The sequence below is a fragment of the Microcella putealis genome, from assembly GCF_004216575.1.
In the GTDB taxonomy this organism is placed as follows: Bacteria; Actinomycetota; Actinomycetes; order Actinomycetales; family Microbacteriaceae; genus Microcella; species Microcella putealis.
In genome coordinates this window covers 124,873-147,192 of the sequence record NZ_SGWW01000004.1, presented here as the reverse complement: position 1 = coordinate 147,192, position 22,320 = coordinate 124,873, and the positions used below count along the sequence as shown (strand labels likewise).

Annotated in this window: 18 protein-coding genes; 12 read left to right on the top strand and 6 right to left on the bottom strand. The window is 70.4% G+C overall.

Annotation, left to right across the window (positions count from 1 at the left end; all coding sequences use genetic code 11):
• Positions 1-132: 132 nt before the first annotated feature.
• Complete coding sequence (pulA, locus tag EV141_RS10630; protein WP_198675539.1) at positions 133-6,501, top strand: pullulanase-type alpha-1,6-glucosidase; 6,369 nt, start codon at positions 133-135, stop codon at positions 6,499-6,501.
• 47 nt (positions 6,502-6,548) lie between these two features.
• On the opposite strand, the gene EV141_RS10625 is transcribed toward pulA, so the two are convergent.
• Positions 6,549-7,577 carry an o-succinylbenzoate synthase gene (locus EV141_RS10625; protein ID WP_130485943.1) on the bottom strand — a complete coding sequence of 343 codons (1,029 nt, stop codon included), beginning with the start codon at positions 7,575-7,577 and terminating at the stop codon, positions 6,549-6,551.
• Between the two features lie 211 nt (positions 7,578-7,788).
• Between EV141_RS10625 and EV141_RS10620 the strand changes: the two genes are divergently transcribed.
• The 3 genes from EV141_RS10620 (at position 7,789) to EV141_RS10610 (ending at position 10,929) form a co-directional block, all read left to right on the top strand.
• Positions 7,789-8,709, top strand: coding sequence for a 1,4-dihydroxy-2-naphthoyl-CoA synthase (locus EV141_RS10620; protein ID WP_130485942.1), 921 nt, complete (start codon positions 7,789-7,791; stop codon positions 8,707-8,709).
• Positions 8,710-8,774: 65 nt separating this feature from the next.
• On the top strand, positions 8,775-9,938 hold the full coding sequence (locus tag EV141_RS10615; protein WP_130485941.1) for an AMP-binding protein: 1,164 nt from the start codon (positions 8,775-8,777) through the stop codon (positions 9,936-9,938).
• A 10-nt stretch (positions 9,939-9,948) separates the two neighbouring features.
• Positions 9,949-10,929 (top strand): 1,4-dihydroxy-2-naphthoate polyprenyltransferase, encoded by a 981-nt coding sequence (locus EV141_RS10610; RefSeq protein ID WP_130485940.1) that lies wholly within the window; start codon positions 9,949-9,951, stop codon positions 10,927-10,929.
• Here EV141_RS10610 and EV141_RS10605 read toward each other — a convergent pair.
• Positions 10,926-11,288: a DUF4229 domain-containing protein gene (locus EV141_RS10605; RefSeq protein ID WP_130485939.1), complete on the bottom strand. Its 363-nt coding sequence runs from the start codon at positions 11,286-11,288 to the stop codon at positions 10,926-10,928. The genes EV141_RS10610 and EV141_RS10605 overlap by 4 nt on opposite strands.
• 91 nt (positions 11,289-11,379) lie before the next feature.
• Between EV141_RS10605 and EV141_RS10600 the strand changes: the two genes are divergently transcribed.
• The 4 genes from EV141_RS10600 (at position 11,380) to EV141_RS10585 (ending at position 14,363) form a co-directional block, all read left to right on the top strand.
• Complete coding sequence (locus tag EV141_RS10600; protein WP_130485938.1) at positions 11,380-11,754, top strand: PLD nuclease N-terminal domain-containing protein; 375 nt, start codon at positions 11,380-11,382, stop codon at positions 11,752-11,754.
• Positions 11,717-13,474 carry a 2-succinyl-5-enolpyruvyl-6-hydroxy-3-cyclohexene-1-carboxylic-acid synthase gene (gene menD, locus EV141_RS10595; RefSeq protein WP_130485937.1) on the top strand — a complete coding sequence of 586 codons (1,758 nt, stop codon included), beginning with the start codon at positions 11,717-11,719 and terminating at the stop codon, positions 13,472-13,474. The genes EV141_RS10600 and menD overlap by 38 nt, the downstream gene beginning before the upstream one ends.
• Entirely contained in the window at positions 13,467-13,958 is a 492-nt protein-coding gene (locus tag EV141_RS10590; protein ID WP_130485936.1) for a hypothetical protein, read from the top strand. Before menD ends, EV141_RS10590 begins: the two co-directional genes overlap by 8 nt.
• Positions 13,959-14,075: 117 nt before the next feature.
• Positions 14,076-14,363 (top strand): hypothetical protein, encoded by a 288-nt coding sequence (locus tag EV141_RS10585; protein WP_130485935.1) that lies wholly within the window; start codon positions 14,076-14,078, stop codon positions 14,361-14,363.
• On the opposite strand, the gene EV141_RS10580 is transcribed toward EV141_RS10585, so the two are convergent.
• Positions 14,360-15,211 (bottom strand): hypothetical protein, encoded by an 852-nt coding sequence (locus EV141_RS10580; protein WP_130485934.1) that lies wholly within the window; start codon positions 15,209-15,211, stop codon positions 14,360-14,362. The two genes, EV141_RS10585 and EV141_RS10580, sit on opposite strands and share 4 nt — an antisense overlap.
• Before the next feature lie 105 nt (positions 15,212-15,316).
• Here EV141_RS10580 and EV141_RS10575 point away from each other — a divergent pair, with 105 nt between their 5' ends.
• Positions 15,317-16,141, top strand: coding sequence for a PPK2 family polyphosphate kinase (locus tag EV141_RS10575; RefSeq protein WP_130485933.1), 825 nt, complete (start codon positions 15,317-15,319; stop codon positions 16,139-16,141).
• Positions 16,142-16,178: 37 nt separating this feature from the next.
• Here the strand turns inward: EV141_RS10575 and EV141_RS10570 are convergent, their stop codons facing one another.
• A complete protein-coding gene (locus tag EV141_RS10570) occupies positions 16,179-17,471 on the bottom strand; it encodes an isochorismate synthase (RefSeq protein ID WP_130485932.1) in 1,293 nt (430 codons plus the stop codon).
• A gap of 79 nt (positions 17,472-17,550) precedes the next feature.
• Here EV141_RS10570 and ubiE point away from each other — a divergent pair, with 79 nt between their 5' ends.
• The 3 genes from ubiE (at position 17,551) to EV141_RS10555 (ending at position 20,876) form a co-directional block, all read left to right on the top strand.
• Positions 17,551-18,321, top strand: coding sequence for a bifunctional demethylmenaquinone methyltransferase/2-methoxy-6-polyprenyl-1,4-benzoquinol methylase UbiE (ubiE, locus tag EV141_RS10565; protein WP_130485931.1), 771 nt, complete (start codon positions 17,551-17,553; stop codon positions 18,319-18,321).
• A gap of 29 nt (positions 18,322-18,350) precedes the next feature.
• Positions 18,351-19,451 carry a polyprenyl synthetase family protein gene (locus EV141_RS10560; protein ID WP_130485930.1) on the top strand — a complete coding sequence of 367 codons (1,101 nt, stop codon included), beginning with the start codon at positions 18,351-18,353 and terminating at the stop codon, positions 19,449-19,451.
• Between the two features lie 75 nt (positions 19,452-19,526).
• The gene (locus tag EV141_RS10555; RefSeq protein WP_130485929.1) at positions 19,527-20,876 is read left to right on the top strand and encodes an FAD-dependent oxidoreductase; all 1,350 of its coding nucleotides are present in this window, start codon (positions 19,527-19,529) and stop codon (positions 20,874-20,876) included.
• Here the strand turns inward: EV141_RS10555 and EV141_RS10550 are convergent.
• Both EV141_RS10550 and EV141_RS10545 read right to left on the bottom strand, forming a co-directional pair.
• Positions 20,873-21,148, bottom strand: a complete 276-nt coding sequence (locus EV141_RS10550) for a hypothetical protein (protein WP_130485928.1) — start codon at positions 21,146-21,148, stop codon at positions 20,873-20,875. The genes EV141_RS10555 and EV141_RS10550 overlap by 4 nt on opposite strands.
• 767 nt (positions 21,149-21,915) lie before the next feature.
• Positions 21,916-22,320 (bottom strand): DUF1801 domain-containing protein, encoded by a 405-nt coding sequence (locus tag EV141_RS10545; protein ID WP_130485927.1) that lies wholly within the window; start codon positions 22,318-22,320, stop codon positions 21,916-21,918.

Here is a 22,320-nt window from a genome sequence, read left to right as displayed (position 1 = left end):
CGTGTGGCGCGGCTGCGCTGGAAAAACGTGACCTGTGTGCAAACGCTTGCAGCAACACCTGATGCCGGCTAGCGTCAGCCCTCGTTCACCACGCAGGGGCACGATGCCGTGCCAGGAAGTCAGAGTCGACGCATGCCGCACCGCCCGGCCGCCCGCACCACCCTCGCCGCGCTCACCACGAGCGCACTCGTTCTCACCGCACTCGGCGCCGGCGTTCTGCCCGCCGCCGTGGCCGACGAACCGGCCGACACCTACGCCCTGGTCGGCAGCCTGCAGACCGAGCTCGGCTGCGACGCCGACTGGGCTCCCGACTGCGCCGCGACCGAGCTCGCCCCGACCGCGACACCCGGCCTGTACTCGGCCGAGTTCGACCTGCCCGCCGGTAGCTACGACTACAAGGTCGCCGCGAACGACACGTGGGATGCGGCCTGGGGGCTGAACGGGGGCGCCGACGACGTGCCGCTGACGACGGCGGGTGACACGCGCATCCGGGTCTCGTTCGATGCGACAGCCGAGCGCATCGGTCTCGAGTTGCTCAGCGTCGAGGGCGCGTACGGCGACGCCGACGCCGCCATCGTCGCCCCGCCCGTGCGACAGCCGGGCAGCGCCGAAAACTTCTACTTCGTCATGACCGACCGCTTCGCCAATGGCGACCCCACGAACGACGAGGGCGGTCTCGAGGGCGACCGCCTCGTGACCGGCTTCGATCCGACCGACAAGGGCTTCTTCCACGGTGGTGACATCGCCGGCGTGCGCGCGAACCTTGACTACATCGAGGGCCTCGGCACCTCCGCCATCTGGTTCACGCCGAGCTTCAAGAACCAGCCGGTCCAGGGCGAGGGCGTGAACGCCTCGGCCGGGTACCACGGCTACTGGATCACCGACTTCACCCAGCTCGACCCGCACCTCGGCACCAACGCCGAGCTTGAGGCGCTCATCGCCGAGGCGCACGCCCGCGATATCAAGGTCTACTTCGACATCATCACGAACCACACCGCCGACGTGATCAGCTACGAGGAGGGCGCGTACTCGTACATCGACATCGCGAACTCGCCGTACCGGGATGCCGTCGGGAACGTCATCGACATCGCCGCGCTCGCGGGCTCGGAGGACTGGCCCGCGCTCGACGCGGCCACCAGCTTCCCGTACACGCCTGTTATCGCCGAGGGCGACGAGAACATCAAGGTTCCGGCCTGGCTGAATGACCCGACGCTCTACCACAACCGCGGCGACTCGACGTGGACGGGCGAGTCGGTCACGTACGGCGACTTCGTCGGCCTCGACGACCTGATGACCGAGCACCCGACCGTCGTTAACGGCTTCGTCGAGGTGTATCAAGACTGGATCGACCTCGGTATCGACGGCTTCCGCATCGACACCGCCAAGCACGTGAACTTTGAGTTCTGGGAGACCTGGACCACCGAGGTGCTCGACTACGCCCGCAACGTCGCGGGCAAGCCCGACTTCTTCATGTTTGGTGAGGTCTACGACGCCGACCCGGTGAAGCTCGCGCCGTACGTGCGCGACACCGACATGAACTCGGTGCTCGACTTCACCTTCCAGGCGCGCGCCACCTCGTTCGCGGGCGGCAACTCGGCGGCGGGCCTGCGTCAGCTGTTCGACGGTGACGACTACTACACGACGCCCGACTCGTCGGCGACCGCGCTGCCGACCTTCCTCGGCAACCACGACATGGGCCGCGTCGGCTACTTCCTCGCCTCGGCCGGAAACACCCTGCAGCGCACCGAGCTCGCGCACGAGCTCATGTACCTGACCCGCGGCCAGCCCGTCGTCTACTACGGCGACGAGCAGGGCTTCGCCGGCACCGGCGGCGATAAGGATGCGCGCCACACGCTCTTCGCGACGCAAACGCAGGAATACGCGAACCAACCGCTCATCACCGGCGAGAACGCCGGCAGCATCGACCGCTTCGACACCGACGCCCCGATGTACCGAGTGATCGCCGAGCTTGCTGCGCTGCGCGAGTCGACCCCGGCGCTCCAGACCGGCGCCCAGATCGAGCGCTTCGTCACCTCGGGTGCCGGCGTCTACGCCTTCAGCCGCGTCGAGCGCGACGAGAAAATCGAGCACCTGGTCGCCGTGAACAACGCGACCGAGGCGCGCACCGTCGAGGTGCCGACGCTCACGGCCGACGCATCCTTCTCGGTGCTCTACGGCGACGGCCAGCCGGTCGAGAGCGGCGCCGATGGCGTCGTGTCGATCACCGTGCCGGCGCTCAGCGCCGTCGTGTGGGTGGCCGGTGCTCCGGTCACTGCGCCCGAGTCGGCGCTCGCCGTGTCGGTGAGTGCGCCGACGCCCGGTGCCGCGGTCACGGGCCTTGCGCCGGTCGTCGCCGACGTCGACGACAACACCTGGGTCGAGACGAGCCTCGCGTGGCGCGTCGCGGGCGACGACGAGTGGACCCCGCTCGGCACCGCCGAAGACACGACGCCCCGCGTCTTCCACGACACCCGCGGGCTCGCCGTCGGCACTCTCGTCGAGTACCGCGCCGTGACGGTGGATGCGGCCGGAAACCGTACCGCCGCATCCACCTACGCCTCGGTCGGGGTTGCCGTCGACGGCGCCATCGACGACGGGGGCGATGGTGGCGAGGCGCCCGTCTACGACATGGTGACCGTGCCTGGCAGCCACAACTCCGAGATGGGATGCGCGGGCGACTGGCAGCCCGACTGCGAGGCGGCCGCGCTCACGCTGCGCGCCGACGGCATCTGGGCAGGCACCTTCGACGTGCCCGAGGGCTCGTACGAGTACAAGGTCGCAATCAACGGGTCGTGGGATCTGAACTTCGGCGCCAACGGTGAGCCGGGCGGGGCGAACATCGCCTACACGCACGGTGGCGGCCCGATCACGTTCTACTTTGACCCGCGCACCGGCGTCGTGACCTCGACGGCGCAGGGCCCGATCATCACCATCCCCGGCAGCATGCAGTCGGAAATCGGATGCTCGGGTGACTGGCAGCCCGACTGCCTCGCCACCATCGCGATGGACGGTGATGGTGACGGCATCTACGAGTTCGCGACCAGCAGCATCCCGGCCGGAGCCTACGAAGCGAAGGTCGCGCACGGCCTGAGCTGGGACGAGAACTACGGCGTCGGCGGGGCCCCGAACGGTGCGAACTACGGGTTCAGTGTCGCCGGTGACGACCTCGTGGTGTTCCGCTACACGCTCGAGACGAACACGCTCGAGATCGCGGTCGAGAACCCTCCGCTCGCGGGCCTCGGCACCGAGCAGGCCATGTGGGCGGCGAGTGGCGCCATTGCCTGGCCCGTCGGGCTGCTCGGCGGCGTGCCGGCGACAAACGCGAGCTGGACCCTCGAACACTCGGCCGAGGCGAGCCTCGAGCTCGTCGACGGCGAGGTCGTCGGCGGGGGCGAGCCGATCGCGCTCGAGCGCCTGACCGAGGGCTTGCCGAGCGAGACGCGCGAGCGCTTCCCGCACCTTGCGGGCTCGGTCGCGCTCGCTCCTGCCGGGCTCGAGCGGGCCGACGTGGCCGCGCTCGTGCGCGGGCAACTGTGGGTCGTGCAGCGTGTGGACGGTGCGATCACCGCCGTCACGGGCGTGCAGATCCCCGGCGTGCTCGACGAGCTCTACGCAGCGGCGGCGGCTGATGCCGAGCTTGGCGCGGTCGTCGACGGCTCGGACGTCACCCTGAACCTGTGGGCGCCGACGGCGCGCGCGGTGTCGGCGGAGGTATGGAGCGCGGGCGCGACGGGCGACGCGGCGGTGATCAGCGCATCCTTCGACGACGCCTCGGGCGTCTGGAGCGTCACCGACGAGAGTGTTGAGGTCGGCAGCGAGTACCGCTGGCGCGTCGAGGTGTTCGCCCCGTCGACGGGCGACATCGAGACCAACTCGGTCACTGACCCGTACTCGACGGCGCTCACCGTGAACTCGGCCCGCACTGTCGTTGTCGACCTCGACGCTGACGAGCTGCGCCCGCAGCTGTGGGAGGACACGCCTGCGCCGACCGTCGAGCGCAGCGTCGACCGCGCGATCTACGAGCTGCACGTGCGCGACTTCTCGATCGGTGACCAGACCGTGCCGGCCAACGAGCGCGGCACGTACCACGCCTTCACCCGTGACTCGGCGGGCACGCAGCAGCTGCGGCAGCTCGCCGAGGCGGGCATCACGACCGTGCACCTGCTGCCCACCTTCGACATCGCGACGATCGAAGAGGTGCGGTCGGAGCAGGCCGAGCCCGAGTGTGACCTCGCCTCGTTCGGCCCGGCGTCCGAAGAGCAGCAGGCGTGCATCAGCGCCATTCGCGACCTCGACGGCTTCAACTGGGGCTACGACCCGTACCACTTCTCGACGCCCGAGGGCTCGTACGCGGTGAACCCCGACGGCGGCGCACGGGTGGCCGAGTTCCGCTCGATGGTGGGGGCGCTGCACGCGACCGGCCTCGAGGTCGTGCTCGACAAGGTGTTCAACCACACCGCCGAGGCGGGCCAGGGTCAGAAGTCGGTGCTCGACCGCATCGTTCCCGGCTACTACCACCGCTTGAACGCGGTGGGCGATGTCGAGACCTCGACCTGCTGCCAGAACGTCGCGACCGAGCACGAGCTCGCCGAGAAGCTCATGGTCGACTCGGTCGTCACCTGGGCGCGCGACTACCGCGTCGACGGGTTCCGCTTCGACCTCATGGGGCACCACTCGAAAGAGAACATGCTCGCGGTGCGGGCGGCCCTCGACGAGCTGACCCTTGAGCGCGACGGGGTCGACGGGTCGAGCGTCTTCCTCTACGGCGAGGGCTGGAACTTTGGCGAGGTGGCGAACAACGCGCGCTTCGAGCAGGCCACGCAGGGTCAGCTCGGCGGCACCGGCATCGCCACGTTCAACGACCGTCTGCGCGACGCCGTGCACGGCGGAAGCCCCGTCGACAGCTCGTCGACCTTCACGCAGGGCTTCGGCACCGGCCTCGGCACCGACCCGAACGGCGACCCCATCAACGGGTCGACCGAGCGGGCCATTGCCGATCTGCGCGCGCAGTCTGACCTCGTGCGCATTGGCCTCGTCGGCAACCTGCGCGACTACGAGCTCGAGTCGGCCTCCGGCGCGGTCGTGCCGGGCAGCCAGCTCGACTACCGCGGGTCATCTGCCGGCTATGCCGACGAACCGAACGAGGTCATCAACTACGTGGATGCGCACGACAACGAAACGCTCTACGACCTCGCGGTGCTGAAGTTGCCGCGCGACACCACGATGGCCGACCGGGTGCGCATGAACACGCTGATGCTCGGCACGGTCACGCTGTCGCAGGCACCGTCGTTCTGGCACGCGGGCACCGAGCTGCTGCGCTCGAAGTCGCTCGACCGCAACAGCTACAACTCGGGTGACTGGTTCAACCGCATCGACTGGACCGGTGAGCAGTCGACCTTCGGTTCGGGTCTGCCGCCGGCGGCCGACAACGAGGGCAAGTGGGGCGTCATGGCGCCGCTGCTGGCCGACCCCGCGCTCAAGCCGACGGCCGACGACATTGCGGCGGCCGAGGCACAGGCGCTCGACCTGCTGCGCGTGCGCAGCTCGGTTGACCTGCTGCAGCTGGGCTCAGCCGAGCTCATCGGCGAGAAGGTCAGCTTCCCGAACAGCGGCCCCGACGCGGTTCCTGGCCTCGTCGTCATGCTGATCGACGACCTGCTCGGCGACGATGTCGACCCCGAGCTTGAAGGGGCGCTCGTCGTGTTCAACGCCTCGCCCGACGCGATCACGGAAGAGATCGAGGGGCTGGCAGGGCGCGAGTTCGCGCTGACGGAGGCGCAGGCCTCGGGCTCGGACCCGGTCGTGGCGTCGACGACGTGGGATGCGGCGACGGGTGCGGTCAGCATCCCGGCGCGCAGCGTCGCCGTGCTCGTCGACAGCCAAGACGGTGGCTCGGACGGTGAGGGGCCGGGCAATGGCAACGGGCCCGGTAACGGCAACGGAAACGGGCCCGGCAATGGCAATGGAAACGGGCCGGGTAACGGGAACGGCAATGAGCCGGGTAACGGGAACGGCAACGGGCCCGGAAACGGGAACGGCCCAGGCTCGGGCAACAACGGCAACGGCAACAACGGAAACGGAAACGGCCTCGGCAACGGGGGCGTCGGTCAGGGCAACGGCAACGGCAACGTGCGCCCCGCCCAGCTCGACACCAGCCGCGTCGCGCCGGGTGAGACGGTGCGGCTCAGCGGCGCCGGATTCACCTCGGGCGAAACCGTGCAGGTGTGGATGAACTCCACCCCGCGCCTGCTGCTCGCCACCACGGCCGATGCCGAGGGTCGCGTCGCGGTTGCGGTCACGATTCCGATGGAGGCCGAGATCGGTGAGCACACGCTGCGCCTCGTCGGCCTCGAGAGCGGGCTCGAACTCGCGTCGCCGCTGACCGTGACACGGCTCGCATTCACGGGCGTCGACATCGCTCCGATGCTCGTGGTCGCGTTGCTGCTTGTCGCGGGCGGAGTTGCGCCGCTCGTGCTGCGCCGACGCCGCGCGACGGCGTAGCGCTGGTGCCCCCGGGCTGGGGACGCCCGGGGGCTTCAGCGTTGCGGTCAGTCCGCTGCCGCGGCCACTTCCAGCAGCTCGCGGCAGCGGGCAACGCGCTCGCGCCACCACGTTTCCCGGTCGGCGGGCGCCGCGAACCGGGCCAGGGCATCCTCGTCGATGGTGATGGGGCCGACCGGGATCGCGCCGTCCACCGGAACGAGTGGTGAGGCGACGACGTCGCCGAGCAGCAGGGCCGCGGTGCCGAGCCCACAGTCGTAGGGCAGCTCGGGCAAGCGTGCGGCGAGGGCGGCGCCCATCGCGAGGCCCACACTCGTGTCGAGCGCGCTCGAGACGACGGCGGGCAGCCCCGCCTCGGCGACGATCGCGAGCGCCCGGTCGATGCCGCCGAGCGGCGCCGCCTTGATCACGAGCAGGTCCACGGCCTCGGCCCGCGCGACGGCGATCGGGTCGGCGGCCTTGCGCACGCTCTCGTCGGCGGCGATGGGCACGTCGATGCGATGGATGCGAGCGCGCAGCTCGGCGAGCTCGGGCACCGAGGCGCACGGCTGCTCCACGTATTCGAGGTCGAACTCTTCGAGTGCGCGAATGGCGTGCTCGGCTTCGTCAACGTTCCACGCACCGTTCGCGTCGAGGCGGATGCGTCCCTCGGCCCCCAGCAGACGCCGCGTCTCGCGCACTCGCTTTACGTCGTCGGCGAGGGTTTCGCCGCGCTCGGCAACCTTGATCTTCACGGTGCGGCACTCACCGAAGCGGGCGAGAACGCCCTCGATGCGATCGAGCGCGACGGCCGGCAGCGTGGCGTTCACAGGGATGCTGTCGCGCACCGCGGGTGCGGATGGCGCGTTCCAGCCCGCATCGATCGCGGCGGCCAGCCACGTCGCCGCCTCCGCATCCTCGTACTCGACGAAGGGGCTGAACTCGGCCCAGCCGTGCGGGCCGCGCAGCAGTACCGCCTCGCGGTGCTCGATGCCGCGGAAGCGCGTCGCGAGCGGAATGCGCACGACGTGCGCGTTGGCCAGCAGCGCCTCGAGGGCCGGTGGTTCTTGCGTTCCGTTGTGCCCCCGAGCTTCCATCTGCCCAGTGTGGCACCGGGTGCCGGCGGCGGGCCCGCCGCCCGGCCGAATCCGCCGCACGGCACGCGAGTTTCGCCGAGGGCCCGTGACGTATTGCAGGAATCCAGCGTGCTGTCTCCCGTGTTTCCGGGGCATCGGCGACCCCACCCGCCCTGTTTTCCTGAGAAACGTCACGCGGCCCGCGCGCGACCCACGGTCGTAGGCTTGCCGCATGGCCGAATCTGCTCGCCCGGTGTCTGAACTGTTCGACGCGTCGCGCTGGGTCGTGGCGCCCGGCTTCGATGAGCTGAGCGACATCACTTACCACCACGACACCTCGGGGCGCATCGCGCGCGTGGCGTTCAACCGGCCCGAGGTGCGCAACGCGTTTCGCCCGCACACGGTCGACGAGCTATACCGGGCACTCGACGACGCGCGGCAGAACCCGCGCATCGGGGTCGTGCTGCTGACGGGCAACGGGCCGAGCGGGAAAGACGGTGGCTGGGCGTTCTGCTCGGGCGGCGACCAGCGCATCCGCGGGCGGGCGGGCTACCAATACGCCGAGGGAGAGACGGCCGACACGGTCGACACGGCCCGCGCCAGCAGGCTGCACATCCTCGAGGTGCAGCGCTTGATTCGCTTCATGCCGAAGGTCGTCATCGCCCTCGTGCCCGGGTGGGCAGCCGGCGGCGGCCACTCGCTGCACGTGGTGTGCGACATGACGATCGCGAGCCGCGAGCACGCCCGGTTCAAGCAGACCGACGCCGACGTGGGCTCGTTCGACGCCGGCTACGGCAGCGCGTACCTCGCCAAGCAGGTCGGCCAGAAGGTGGCCCGCGAGATCTTCTTCCTCGCCCGCGAGTACGACGCCGAGCGCGCGTACGAGATGGGCACGGTGAACGCCGTCGTGCCGCACGCCGAGCTCGAGAGCGTTGGCCTCGAGTGGGCCGAGACGATTCTGACGAAGTCGCCGACGGCGATCCGCATGCTGAAGTACGCCATGAACTTGACCGACGACGGGCTCGTCGGCCAGCAGCTGTTCGCCGGTGAGGCCACCCGCCTCGCGTACGGAACCGACGAGGCCGTCGAGGGCCGTGACTCCTTCCTCGAAAAGCGCGCGCCCGACTGGTCTCCGTTCCCCTGGCAGTATTGACCGTCCTCACCGGCGCTGACGCGCATCCCGGGCGCCAACCCAGCCGCCCGCGCTAGCGTTACCGCGTGACTCGTCCGCTTGCCGTTGTCGACTCTGCCGACCCCATCGCGTGCCTCGAGGCGTTGCGTGAGGCGCTCGGCGGCGACGGGCCGGCCGTGCTGTTCCGGGGCGGCGGCGTCAACCCCGTGCACACCGCGCCGCTCGATGTCGAGAAGCGCATCGCGCTCGTCGTCGAGACGAGCGGCACGACGGGTCGCCCGAAGCGGGTCGCGCTGAGCGCCGACGCCGTGCTCGCGAGCGCCGCCGCCTCGACCGGCGCGCTCGGCGAACCCGGCCAGTGGATGCTCGCCCTCCCCGTCCACTACATCGCCGGCAGCAACGTGCTCGCCCGCTCGCTCGCCTCCGGCGTCGACCCCGTGACGATCGCACCCGGCCGCATGGGCGCCGCAGACGTGCTCGCCGCGATCGGCCGCTTCACCGAGAAGCACCGCTACACCGCGCTCGTGCCGGCTCAGCTCAGCCGACTGCTCGACGAGGCCGACGAGAACGCCGAGCTCGCCGACGCGCTCGCCGGCTTCGACCGCATTCTGGTCGGCGGCCAGGCGACTCCGGCCGCGCTCATCGACCGCGCCCGCGCCCACGGCTGGGCCATCACCCGCACCTACGGCTCGAGCGAAACCTGCGGCGGCGTCGTCTACGACGGCCGCCCGATCGGCCAGACCGAGGTGCGCATTGTGGATGGCCGCGTCGAGCTCGGCGGCCCCACGCTCGCCGAGTACTACCTCGGCGACCCCGAGCGCACCGCCGACGCCTTCGTCGAGCGCGAAGGGGCGCGCTGGTACCGCACCGACGACGCCGGCGAGCTGGTCGACGGGGTGCTGCGCGTCACCGGCCGCATCGACGACGTCATCGTCTCGGGCGGTGTGAAGGTGCGCCTGGCCGCGGTCGAGCGCGTCGTGCGCGAGCAGCCCGGCCTCGCCGACGCGGTCGTCGTCGCCGGTCACCACGCCGAGTGGGGCGAGGTGCCGGTGGTCGTCACCACTGCCCGCCCCGATCGGGATGCTCTGCGTCGCTTCGTCGGCGAATCGCTTGGCCCCGAGGCCCGCCCCGACCGCGTCGTCGTGGTGGACGCGCTGCCGATGCTGGCGAGCGGAAAACCCGACCGCCTCGCCGCCGCGCGCCTCGCCGCGGGCGCGAGCGCAGCATCCGGAACCTCGCCCGCCTCCTAGAATCGGGCGCGTGGCGAAGACCCCCGCGAAGAAGAAATCTGGCACCCCGGCCCGCAACGCACGCGCTCAGAAGAAGCCGCACGCGTCTCCTGAGCGCAGCGGCAACCCGGCGGCGGTCCGCCGCGCGACGCCCCGCGACTGGATCGCCGGCGCCCGCCCGCGCACGCTGACCCTCGCGCTCGCCCCGGTCATTCTCGGTACCGCCGTCGCCTACTGGTTCGCCGCCTTCGACCCGACGCTCGCCGGACTCGCCCTCGCGGTTGCGGTCTTCCTGCAGGTCGGCGTGAACTACGCCAACGACTACAGCGACGGCGTGCGCGGTACCGACGCGGTGCGGGTCGGCCCCAGCCGCCTCACCGGCTCGGGCGCCGCGAAACCGCGAACGGTGCTGACCGTCGCGCTCGTCTTCTTCGCGCTCGCGGCCGCTGCCGGCCTCGCGATCGTCGTGCTCACGCAGCTGTGGTGGCTGATCGCGGTCGGCGCCGTCGCGCTGGTCGCCGCCTGGTTCTACACGGGCGGGAAGCGTCCATACGGATACGCGGGGCTCGGCGAACTTGTCGCCTTCGTCTTCTTCGGGCCGGTTGCCGTCGTCGGCACAACCTTCATTCAGACGGGCACGGCGCCGTTCGAGTCGTGGCTCGCCGGCGTCATGATCGGACTGTTTGCGGCCGCGATCTTGCTCGTCAACAACATTCGCGACGTCGAGCAAGACACGCTCGCCGGCAAGCGCACGCTCGCGGTGCGCACGGGGTCGAGGGTCGCGCGCATCCTCTTCGTGGTGTTGCTCGCGCTGCCGTTCGTCGGCCTCGTGTGGTTCATCATTCTGTTCCCGGCGGCGCCGCTGGCCTTCTTTGCCCTGCTGCTGACGCTGCCGGTGAGCCTCATCGTCATCACGGCGCGCACACCGCGCGAGCTGATCCTCGCGCTGCAGTTGACGAGCCTCGCGGCGCTCGTGTTCGCGGTCGCGCTCGGCGCCGCGATCGCGTTCTAGCGCGAGCCTCCGGGAGGGGCCGCAGCCACGTCGCCGTCGCCATCGGGGCCGTCGCCATCGGGGCCGTGCGCCCCCTCGATGAGCGCATCCTCTTCGGCGGTGTCGTCGTCGACCTCGCCGCGCTGCGCCCGCGCGCGACGTTCGGCCACGTCGACCGCCACCGCTTCGCGCAGGCGGCCGAAGAAGATGTACGACACGGCGAACGAGATGAGGGCGGCGCCGAGGCCGGCGATCAGGAAGACGGGGAAGCCGTTGATGCCGGTCGATTCGAGCGGCAGCCGCAGGTAGGTCGCCAGCAGGGCGAAGACGGCGGCAAAGATGCCGAACCGCAGCAGGCTGTAAACGATCCACGGGCGCACGGGACCAGTCTAGGGAAGCCCGCTGGGGCATCCATCCGACGTGAGGCGCGCACTCACGCCGCGCACAGCGCCCGTGCGTACACTTCACACCATGGTTCGGGTCATCCTCATCGGCGGTGTGATCGCTGTGGCGTTCACGATTTACACGCTTGTCGACGTGCTGATGACCGAGCGCTCGCGCATCCGCGGCGTGCCGAAGCCGGTGTGGGCGATCATCACGCTGTTGCCCGTCATCGGCGGGGTGCTGTGGTTGACGATCGGCAAGATCAAGCGCGGCCCGCGTCGCACGGTCGGCCCGATCGCTCCCGACGACGACCCCAGCTTTCTGAGCACGCTCAGCCAGGAGGAGATCCGTCGCCGCGCCGAGCAAGACGAGCGTTTGCGCCGCCTCGAGCAAGAGCTGGCCGACCTCGAGGCGGAAGACGACGATGACAACGACACCCCCCGCGCCGGAACAGCCGGCTAGCGCCGAGCACTCCATCGCGCCGGTGAGCCCGGCCGCCGAGGCGGCCATGGCTCTGCTTCACGGGATGCACGCCCTCGGCCTCGAGGACGTCGTCGTCAGCCCCGGCTCGCGCTCTCAGGCCCTCGCTCTCGCCGCGGCAGCGCTCGAGCGGGCCGGTCTGCTGCGGGTGCACGTGCGCATCGACGAGCGGGTTGCCGGCTTCACCGCCCTCGGCCTCGCCGTCGAGTCGGGTCGCCCCGTCGCCGTCATCTGCACCTCGGGCACCGCGGTCGCGAACCTGCACCCCGCTGTGCTCGAGGCGCACCACTCGGGCGTGCCGCTCGTGCTGCTCACCGCCGACCGCCCGCGCGAGCTGCGCGGCATCGGCGCCAACCAGACCACGAACCAAGTCGGCATCTTCGGCGACATGGTCACCGCCGATTGGGACGTCGACGCCCCCACCGGCGCACCCGGCGAGGCCGACGACATGCGCGAACTCGCCGCCGTCGCCATGCGCGCCGCCGCCGACGGCCCGGTGCACCTGAACCTCGCCTACCGTGAGCCGCTCAGCGGGGCCGAGCCGAGCATCCCCGACATCGCGTCCATCGCCGACGGCGCCGACGCGTCCGAGATGGATGCGCGCCCCGCCTGGCAGCGCACCCCCGGCCCGAACGTCATCGACCTCGAACCCGACGACGCGACCGTCGTCATTGCCGGCCACGGCGCCGGCGCCCGGGCCGAAGAGCTCGCCGCCGCCCTCGGGGCCCCGCTCATCGCCGAGGTGTCGAGCGGCGCCCGGTTCGGCCGCCACGCGGTCGTCGCCTACCGCGAGGTGCTGCGCGGCCCGCACGGCGAGGCGGTGGGTCGCGCGGTCGTGCTCGGCCATCCGACGCTGAGCCGCGAGGTTCCCGCCCTGCTCGAGCGCGACGACGTCGAGGTCATCGTTGTGCGCGCCCCCGGAGCCGACGCGTACAACCCGGGCCGCCGCGCCCGCGTCGTCGACGACGTGCGCGTCATCGGTAAACCCGACCCGCAGGCCGTGCGCCGCTGGGTCGGCGGCTGGGTCGCGATGAGCCGCGCCGTGCTCGAGTCGACGGCGCCCGACGACCCCGCGCCCGACCTCGAGCAGTCCGCGTCGACCGACATGAGCGTGCGGCTCGCCTTCGCCAAGGCGGAGGCCGCGATTCTGCGCCAACGCGTCGACCGGCGGATGCTCGCGAAAGCCGTGTGGGCATCCACCTGGCCACACGACCGCCTCGTCATCGCCGCGTCGCGTCTCATTCGCGAGGCCGACCGCATCGTGTCGGGCAAGAACATTCGCGTGCACGCGAACCGTGGGCTCGCCGGCATCGACGGCACGATCGCGACCGCGACGGGCATCGCCCTCGCCGCCCGCGACACCGCGCCGCAGGCCGGCACGACCCGCGTGCTGCTCGGCGACCTCGCGCTGATTCACGACGCCGGCGCCCTGCTTGCGCCCCTCCCCGAGGGCGTGCGCGTGCACCTGTTCGTCGGCAACGACCGCGGCGGCACGATCTTCGACCAACTCGAGGTGGCCGCAACAGCGAACCCCGACGACTACGCGAAGGTCATGCGAACCCCGCACGCGGTCGACATCGAGGCACTCGCCAAGGCCGGCGGCTGGGCGTACCGGAAGGCGTCGACCCGCGCCGACCTCGACGACGCCCTCACCGCCCCCGAGCCCCTGCTCGTCGTCGAAGTACCCCTCGACGATGAGTGAGGCCGTCGATGTGGCGTTTGACGCCGCGCTCGCGGTGGGTCGCCTCCTCGCCGCTCAGCCGTCTTTCCGTTCGCGCGTGACCGCGCTCCGATTCGAGGATGCGCGCATCGCGATCACGGTCGATGGCGCGGTTGTCGAGGTGCCCGCGCCCGCGAGCCTCCGCGAGCTTGTCGTCCCGCTCGACCCGTCTCTCGCCGACGCGCCCGAGCCGGAGCATCCATACGTGTGGCCCGAAGGCGACGCCGATGCCCACTGGGCGAGCCTGCTGCTCGACATTGGGAGCTACGGCCGCCACGTTGTGCCTGATCTCTGGCCCGGTGTTCGCATCGCCGACATCACGCGGCACGCTGATCGCGCCGAGATCACGTTCTCCGCGCGAGGTTCGCTGACGCGTGCCGATGTGTCACTCGATCAGCACCCGTGGCCCACAGGCGTAATCGTTGATCTGGTTGAGGACCACGCGCCTCCCGATCGCTTTGCGTAAGCCTCGACGCGAACCCCGTTACCGTGGGGCGGCACCAACCATGGCATAGCCTCGTTGCTGAGGGAAGGTCGACACGAAAGCACTGATGTCGTCCATGACGATTCGAATCGCAGGGTAATGACGAAGCTACTTGCAGGCACAGCCGCGCTCTTCGGCTTGTCGGTCGTGGCCTACACGATCGTCGTGGTCATTACCGGCATCTACCGGGCAAACGGTGTGGAGTTCTGGCCGGGCACCACTGCAGACAACAACTGGCCGGCAGCCGTGGCATACGGGTCCCTCGCCGCGATGCCGCTCACCGCTGCGATGTGCGTGCTGCTGCTGATCATCATCGGCATCCGAACCGCTTTTCGTCGCGCGAAAGAGCCGGGCCACATCGAGCACACGCCCGCCGATCGCGGCTAGAGCGTTGCCGTGGCCGCCCATCCGAGGGCGGCGAGCAGCGCGATGAGCGAGGCCGTCGCCAGCTGCTTGCGCACATAGACGCGATCGTCGCCGCTGCGCAGCAGCGCAAGCTCGTTCCACTCGATCGCGCTCGCGATGGCGACCGCGGCCACGCCGAGCGCCGGAACGGTGGCGGCGATAACCCCGAGGCCGAGTCCGGACACCGCGTAGCCCACGCTCGCCGCGTTCAGCGTGGCTCCCGATAGCCCCGACACCGAGGCGGGGCCGGTGATGCCGAGGGCCTGCCGGTAGCGCACGAGCTCGGCGATGTTCGCCGACGTCAGATTTCGACGGCCGCCCGTCGTCGTCGTGAGTGCGGTGAGCAGCAATCGCTCATTCACCGACACGCTCAGACGCTCGGCCATGACGAGACCCAGGGTGGCGAGCGCCACGATGGCCCACTGGCGATCGACCAGTGCGGCGATCGATGCCAGGAATCCGAAGCGGAGCCCCCAGGTGAGCACACTGCTCACGAACCAGAAGGCGCGGGTTCGGCCCGCAAGGGCCAGCTGCGTGGCCAGCGCACCGGGAATCGCGAGCGATGCGACCCCCGCTAGCGCCGCGACGATGAGCACCAGCGGCCCCCACCACCAGGCCGCGGGTTCCGCCACGGCCGGCAACCCGCCCCAGCTCAGCCCCAGGGCACCAGCTGCTGCGATCCCGAGCACGCCGATCAGGGTGCTCGTCGTCCGCCGCAGCGTGCTCACCGTGTGCTCCAGCTCGGCGGCGGACAGGCCCGTGAGCGCCTCGCGATCAGCGAGCGCGCTGCTCTGATCGAGCGCCTGCTCGAGGGGGTCTGTGTCACGCACTGCTTCTCCTTCAGGCCAGGGGCTGCGTGGGTGAATCCTGGCAGTGCAGGCGCGCCGCCGACAACGCCCTCGACGCGAGACACCCGGCCGCGTAGCGTCGCACGCATGATCGAACTGCTGCGCGCCGACGCCCTGACTCGCCTCGCCGACCGCGACCCGAACGCGACACCCGGCTTCGACGGCGACAAGGCGGCCGGCCAGGAGGCGCTCGCCGCAGGTGTCGATCACCTCAGCGCCCTGCAAGAGCGCCTGTTCGCGGCCAGCACCGCGGGGGAGCGCCGACGCGTGCTGCTCGTGCTGCAGGGCATGGACTCGGCCGGCAAGGGCGGCATCGTGCGCCACGTCGTGGGCTCGGTCGACCCGCAGGGCGTGCACCTCGCGACCTTCAAGCGCCCCACCGCGCACGAGCTCAGCCACCACTTTCTCTGGCGCATCGAACGCGAGCTGCCGCCGGTCGGCCGCATCGGCGTTTTCGACCGCTCGCACTACGAAGACGTGCTCATCGGCCGCGTGCGGCAGTTGGCCCCGGCCGACGAGATCGAGCAGCGCTACGCCGACATCGTTGAGTTCGAGCGGCGGCTCGTGCGCACGGGCATCAGTGTCGTCAAGGTCATGCTGCACGTCTCGCACGACGAGCAGCAGGCGCGTCTTGCCGAGCGTCTCAACCGCCCCGACAAACACTGGAAGTACAACCCGGGCGACGTCGATGAGCGGATGCTGTGGCCCGACTACCAGCGCGCCTACGAGACCGCGATCCAGCGCACCTCGATCGACGAGGCACCCTGGTACATCGTTCCGGCGAATCGGAAGTGGTTTGCGCGGCTCGCGGTGCAGTCGCTGCTGACCGACGCGCTCGAGCGCATCGACCCGCAGTGGCCCGCCGCGACCTACGACGTCGAGGCCGAAAAGGCGCGGCTCGCGCAGAGTTGAGCGGCCGGGCGGCGGAGCGTCTGTGTGCTGAGCTTCGCTACCGCAGCGCGTCGGCGATCGGCCGAAACTTCATCCGCGTCTCGGCGAGCTCCGCGACAGGGTCAGAGTCGATGACGATGCCGGCGCCGGCGTGCGCCACGAGCATGCCGTCATCATCGATGCGCGCGCAGCGCAGCGCGATGACCCACTCGCCGTCACCGTCCTGGTCGATCCAGCCGACCGGGCCCGCGTAGCGGCCGCGGTCGAACGGCTCGAGCTCGGCGATGAGGGCCAGCGCCGCGTCGGTGGGCGAGCCGGCGACGGCCGCCGTCGGGTGCAGGGCTGCAACAAGGTCGAGGCCGCTCGAGTCTTCGGCGAGCTCGAGCTCGACGTCGGTCGCGAGGTGCCACAGGTTCGGCAACTTCAGCGTGAACGGCGCCTCACTCGCGGTGACGGCGGTCACGTGCGGACGCAGCGCGCGCAGCACGCTCTGCACCGCGAACTCGTGCTCGTCGAGGTCTTTCTGACTGGTCGCGAGCCGGGTCGCGGCCGCCGCATCTTCGGCGGCATCAGCGCCGCGCGCGGTCGACCCGGCCAAGACGCGGGCGCTCGCCTCGCGGGCGTGCACGCTCACGAGCGTTTCGGGGCTCGCCCCGATCAGCCCGTCGACCGCGAAGGCGAGCGTGTCGGGGTAGGCCTCGGCGAGTTCGGTCACGATCGCGCGGCGGTCGGCGTCGGCGGGGATGCTCGCGGTCGCGTCGCGCGCAATGACCACCTTCTCGACGTCACCGGCCCGAATGCGCTCGACGGCCCGCCCGACCGTAGCCACGAAGTCGTCGCGGCTGAGGGTCGCCGCCGCCAGGGTCGCCCGCGGGCGCTCGCCGATCTCGGTCGCGGGCGGAAGCTCAGCGCCCTTGTGCCCAGCGCCTGCCGCCGCGCCCCCCGACGTCGCGGCGTCCGCCCCGTCCCCGACAACGCTGGCCCGCGTCACCCACGCCACCCCGTCGCGCCGCCCGACGATCGTCTCGGGCACGACGAGCACGCTCGACGAGGCGGAGGCGTCGGCGAACGCGAAGCTGCCGAAGGCCACGAGACCCGAGCCGGCGCGGTGCACCGGATCAACCACGTCGGCGGCCGCCGCGATCGCGCGCCAGGCGAGCGCCGCATCCGCGAACCTGCTCGCACCGCGGAACTCGCCGCGCCAGACCTCACCGATGCCGACGATACCGTCGCCGCGGCGCAGCGCAGCGAGCGGATGCGCCGGATCGGCGAACCGCAGCAGCGGGCCGTCGACCGACACCACGGTCGTCACGGCGCGCACCCGTACGGCGGGGGAGGGCGTCGAGGTCACCAGATGAGGCTACTCGCGCACCGGTGCTCCCCAGCCCGCTCACGGCGAACCTCGGGTGAGCACTCACTAGACTCGGGCTGTGTCGAAGGCAGATTTGAGCAAGCAGCCGAGTGTCGTCGCCGCCATGTTTGACGACGTGGCGCCGCGGTACGACCGCGCGAACGCCATCCTCTCTGTCGGCAATTCGGCACTCTGGCGCGTCGCCACCGTGAAGGCCGTCGACCCCCAGCCGGGTGAGCGCATCCTCGACATCGCCGCGGGCACGGGTACCAGTTCGGTCGCCTTCTCGAAGACCGGCGTGACCGTCGTCGGCGTCGACTTCTCGGAGGGCATGGTCGCCGAGGGCCGTCGCCGCCACCCGCAGCTCGAGTTCGTCGTCGGCGACGCCGAACAGTTGCCCTTCGGCGACGACGAGTTTGACGCCGTCACCATCAGCTTCGGTCTGCGCAACGTGCAGAACCCGCAGAAGGCGCTCGCCGAGATGTACCGGGTGACGAAGCCCGGCGGCCGCATCGTCATCACCGAGTTCTCGAAGCCGCCGGTCGGTCTGCTGCGTCGCGGCTACCACGCGTACCTCAAGCACGTGATGCCGCACATCGCGAAGGTCGCGAGCTCGAACGCCGACGCGTACGAGTACCTGTTCGAGTCGATCGCCGACTGGCCCGACCAGGCGACCCTCTGCACGTGGATGCGCGCCGCCGGATTCACGCGCGTCGCCTACCGCAATCTCACCGCCGGTGTCGTCGCGATGCATCGCGGCCGCAAGCCGCTCGACGCGGCGATCCGCGCATCCGTTGCGAAGCGTCGCCGTGCGCGCTCCGCCAGCCCCGCCTCGGCCGCCGCCGAGTGATCCCGTCAACCCTCGACGATCGGCACACCGTGATCCCGAGTACTCCGCTCGCCCGCCGCAGCAAGACGCTGTCGGCGTCGCTCGGGCTCGGCGAGAAGCTGTTCGCCTCGAGCGAGGAGCGCCGATTCGCCGACGCCATCGAGGTCGGCCTCGAGAAGGTCGAAGAGGGCCTGTTGCGCGAGGTCAGCTTCGCCGACGACATGGCCGACGTCACCTCCCGTTACCTGCTTGAGGCGGGGGGCAAGCGCATCCGCCCCGTACTGACGCTGCTGACTGCGCAGCTCGGCGACGGCGCCATCGACGATGTCATCACGGCCGCGCAGGCGGTCGAGATCACGCACCTCGCCTCGCTATACCACGACGACGTCATGGACGAGGCCGAGATGCGCCGCGGGGTGCCGAGCGCGCAGAGCGTCTGGGGCAACTCGGTCGCGATCCTCACCGGCGACCTGCTGTTCGCCCGTGCCTCGAAGCTCGTCGCGAGCCTCGGTGAGCGCGCCATCAAGCTGCAGGCCGACACCTTCGAGCGGCTGTGCCTCGGCCAGCTGCACGAGACTCTCGGCCCGCGGCCGGGTGACGACCCGGTCGAGCACTACCTGCAGGTGCTGGCCGACAAAACCGGATCGCTCATCGCCGCCGCCGCGCAGATGGGCGTGATCTTCTCGAACGCGTGCGACGAGTACGCCGAGCCCGTCGTCGCCTTCGGCGAGAAGATCGGCGTTGCCTTCCAGCTGGTCGACGACGTCATCGACCTCTCTGAGCCCGACGCCGAGACGGGTAAGCCGCAGGGCACCGACCTGCGCTCGGGGGTTGCGACGCTGCCCCTGCTGTACTTGCGCCGCGAGGCGCTCACCGACCCCGCCGCCGCGGCGCTGCTCGAGCGCATCGAGCGCACGGTCGGCGAGGCCGAGGGTGTCGACGGCGCGAACGGCGAGCCCGACCCGATTCGCGAGGCCGAGTTTGCGGCGGCCGTTGCCGAACTGCGCGCCCACCCGGTCACCGAGCGCACTTATGACGAGGCGCGCCGCTGGGCCGATGACGCGGTCGCCGGGCTCGCGAGCCTGCCGGCTGGCCCCGTCAAGAAGGCCCTCACCAAGTTCGCGGAAGCCGTCGTCGACCGCAGCCGGTAGCGTGACCGGCGCCGAGCATCCGGCCCTTCGTTTTTCGCCCTGCCCACCGATCAGTTGTAAGGAACCTCTACGAGCATGAGCAAGCTGCGACTCGCCATCGTCGGAGCCGGGCCCGCCGGCATTTACGCCGCCGACATCCTGCTGAAGCACGAGCGCTCGTTCGACGTCTCGATCGACCTCTTCGACCGCCTGCCCGCCCCCTACGGGCTCGTTCGCTACGGCGTGGCCCCCGACCACCCGCGCATCAAGGGCATCATCAACGCCCTGCGCGAGGTGCTCGACTCGGGCGACATTCGCGTGTTCGGCAACGTCAACTACGGCACCGACATCACGCTCGACGACCTGAAGCGCCACTACAACGCGGTCATCTTCGCCACGGGCGCGATTAAGGATGCTGATCTCACCATCCCGGGGATGGACCTTACGGGCTCGTACGGCGCCGCCGACTTCGTCAGCTGGTACGACGGGCACCCGGATGTTCCGCGCGAGTGGCCGCTCGAGGCGCAGTCGGTTGCGGTGATCGGCAACGGCAACGTGGCCCTCGACGTGGCGCGCATCCTCGCCAAGCACCCGCAGGATCTGCTGCCGACCGAGATTCCCGACAACGTGCACGCGGGCCTCGAGGCGTCGCCCGTCACCGACGTTCACGTGTTCGGTCGCCGCGGCCCGATGCAGGTGAAGTTCACCCCGCTTGAGCTCCGCGAGCTGGGCGAGCTGAACGACGTCGACATGATCGTGTACGACGAAGACTTCGACTACGACGACGCGTCGCGTTCGGCTATCCAGTCGAACAAGCAGCTGTTCGTCATCGACAAGGTGTTTTCGCAGTGGCGGGCGCGCGAGACGGGGCAGGCGTCGCGGCGTCTGCACCTGCACTTCTACGCGAAGCCGGTTGAGGTACTGGGCTCGAACGGGCACGTCTCGGCGTTCCGGTACGAGCGCACGCGTCCGGATGGGGCGGGCGGCGTTGTCGGCACGGGCGAGTTCCGCGAGGTGCCGGTGCAGGCCGTGTACCGCGCGATCGGCTACTTCGGCTCGCCGCTCGACGGCATTCCGTACGACGAGCGCCACGGTGTGATTCCGAACCACGAGGGCCGCGTGCTCGACGACGACAACGGCGTGGTGTCGGGGGTGTACGCGACCGGCTGGATCAAGCGCGGCCCGGTGGGCCTCATCGGCCACACGAAGTCGGATGCGATGGAGACCATCAAGCACCTCGTGAAGGATTCGGGGTCGTGGTGGCAGCCGGCCGAGCCCGACGAGCAGGCGATTCTCGACCTGCTGCGCTCGCGCAACGTGCTGTTTACTGACCTCGACGGCTGGCACCGCCTCGACGAGCACGAGCGCGAGCTCGGCACCGCGCGCGGCCGCGAGCGCATCAAGGTCGTGCCGCGCGACGAGATGGTGCGCATCAGCCGCGACTAGGCGGCGCCGCCACGGCGGCAGCGCCGCGCACGGCGCAGGCGCTGTTCTCGGAGGCGCGCTTCATCGGCGAGCGCGCCGGCGCACCTGCTGGCCTGATGGAGCGCGACGTCGAGGGGGAGCGCCCACGCGTTGTCGGGTGCGTCGGCCGGATCGTGCCAGTGCACGACGACGGATGCTCGTCTCGCGTCGCGTTCCCTCCGTCGCGTGTGTCTATGGTCGTGCATGGCGATGTGCAGCAGCTCGCCGAGGGGCTCGCCCTGATGCCAACGCACGGCACTAATGCATGCGAGGGGACCGCCGGCTGCCCAGGCGCGGCGAATCTCGTCGGGCAGCTCGGGAACGCAGTACCACCCGCGCCGCACCCGCTCGGGGCGCCCCCAGAGCCCGAAGGCGATGCGTAGCTCGTCGGCTGTCCAGCCGGCCGCGAGCAGTTCGGACCGCCGCACTATGCCGCCGCGATGCCGAATGAACGCGTCGAACCCGTCGAAGCCGAACCCGCGCCGCCCTGGCCACCATTCACTGTTCGCTGGTCTTCCCACGGTCACCCCGGCACAATGCCCGCGGCTGTTTCGCGGTGACGGTGCGTCGCGGCATTCGTGGAGAGGCGCCGCGCATCGGACAAGGTGAGGGCCCCGCCCGCCCTTCCACAACAGCGGAAAGATGAACCCCCCACCACGCGGCTTCCTTCCACAACCGCGGAAAAGTGAGCCCTCAACCTCGCGGGTTCCTTCCACAACCGCGGGAAGATGAAACCGTCTTACACGCAGCCCTTTTTCCGCAGCCCTTGGCGAATTCCGGTGGTCGCGAAATCGATTCCGCTTCCCGCTGTTGTGGAAGGGAGTCGAGGGGGTGGCCATCACCTTGCAGAAAGGGGTGGCCATCACCGAGCAGGAGGTGTGGTCATCACCGTGCAGTACGGGTGGTTGTCACCTTGCAGCGCGGCTGACCGTCAGCGTGCAGCCGGGGTTACTGGTGCCTCGCTACGACGCGGTGGCCAGCACCGCGCGCGGGGCGGTCACCCAGGGCCGCGGCCAGGCGGTCAGTGGGTGCTGTAGTAGTTCCAGCTGGCGGCGACGAGGGCGCGCAGCACCTCGGCGTCGATCGCGTCGAGGCGGCGCACGTAGACGCAGTCGACACCTCGACGGTGCGGGCCGAGGCGCGCCAGTAGCTCTGCCGCTTCCGGCGCCGCCTGCAGGCCGTACAACGAGATCTCAGCCTTTCGCGGCGAGAACCCCGCCTTCGGCCATGTTCCCGAATGGCCGCTCGCGTAGGTGTACTCGTACTCGCCGAAGCCGATGATCGATGGGCCCCACATCACCGGCTCCTCGCCCGTGACCTCGCGGAAGAGCGCGACCAGGCGCTCCCCCTCTGACGCGCGCCGCGCATCCAGGCCCGCCAGGTAGTCGGCGACCGGAACGTCCGTCGGCATAGTCTTCCGGGCCAT

Coding starts and splice junctions, on each gene's coding strand:
- pulA (WP_198675539.1), top strand. CDS start 133: ATGCCGCACCGCCCGGCCGCCCGCACCACCCTCGCCGCGCTCACCACG.
- EV141_RS10625 (WP_130485943.1), bottom strand. CDS start 7,577: ATGGAAGCTCGGGGGCACAACGGAACGCAAGAACCACCGGCCCTCGAG.
- EV141_RS10620 (WP_130485942.1), top strand. CDS start 7,789: ATGGCCGAATCTGCTCGCCCGGTGTCTGAACTGTTCGACGCGTCGCGC.
- EV141_RS10600 (WP_130485938.1), top strand. CDS start 11,380: ATGGTTCGGGTCATCCTCATCGGCGGTGTGATCGCTGTGGCGTTCACG.
- menD (WP_130485937.1), top strand. CDS start 11,717: ATGACAACGACACCCCCCGCGCCGGAACAGCCGGCTAGCGCCGAGCAC.
- EV141_RS10590 (WP_130485936.1), top strand. CDS start 13,467: ATGAGTGAGGCCGTCGATGTGGCGTTTGACGCCGCGCTCGCGGTGGGT.
- EV141_RS10585 (WP_130485935.1), top strand. CDS start 14,076: ATGACGAAGCTACTTGCAGGCACAGCCGCGCTCTTCGGCTTGTCGGTC.
- EV141_RS10575 (WP_130485933.1), top strand. CDS start 15,317: ATGATCGAACTGCTGCGCGCCGACGCCCTGACTCGCCTCGCCGACCGC.
- EV141_RS10555 (WP_130485929.1), top strand. CDS start 19,527: ATGAGCAAGCTGCGACTCGCCATCGTCGGAGCCGGGCCCGCCGGCATT.
- EV141_RS10545 (WP_130485927.1), bottom strand. CDS start 22,320: ATGGCCCGGAAGACTATGCCGACGGACGTTCCGGTCGCCGACTACCTG.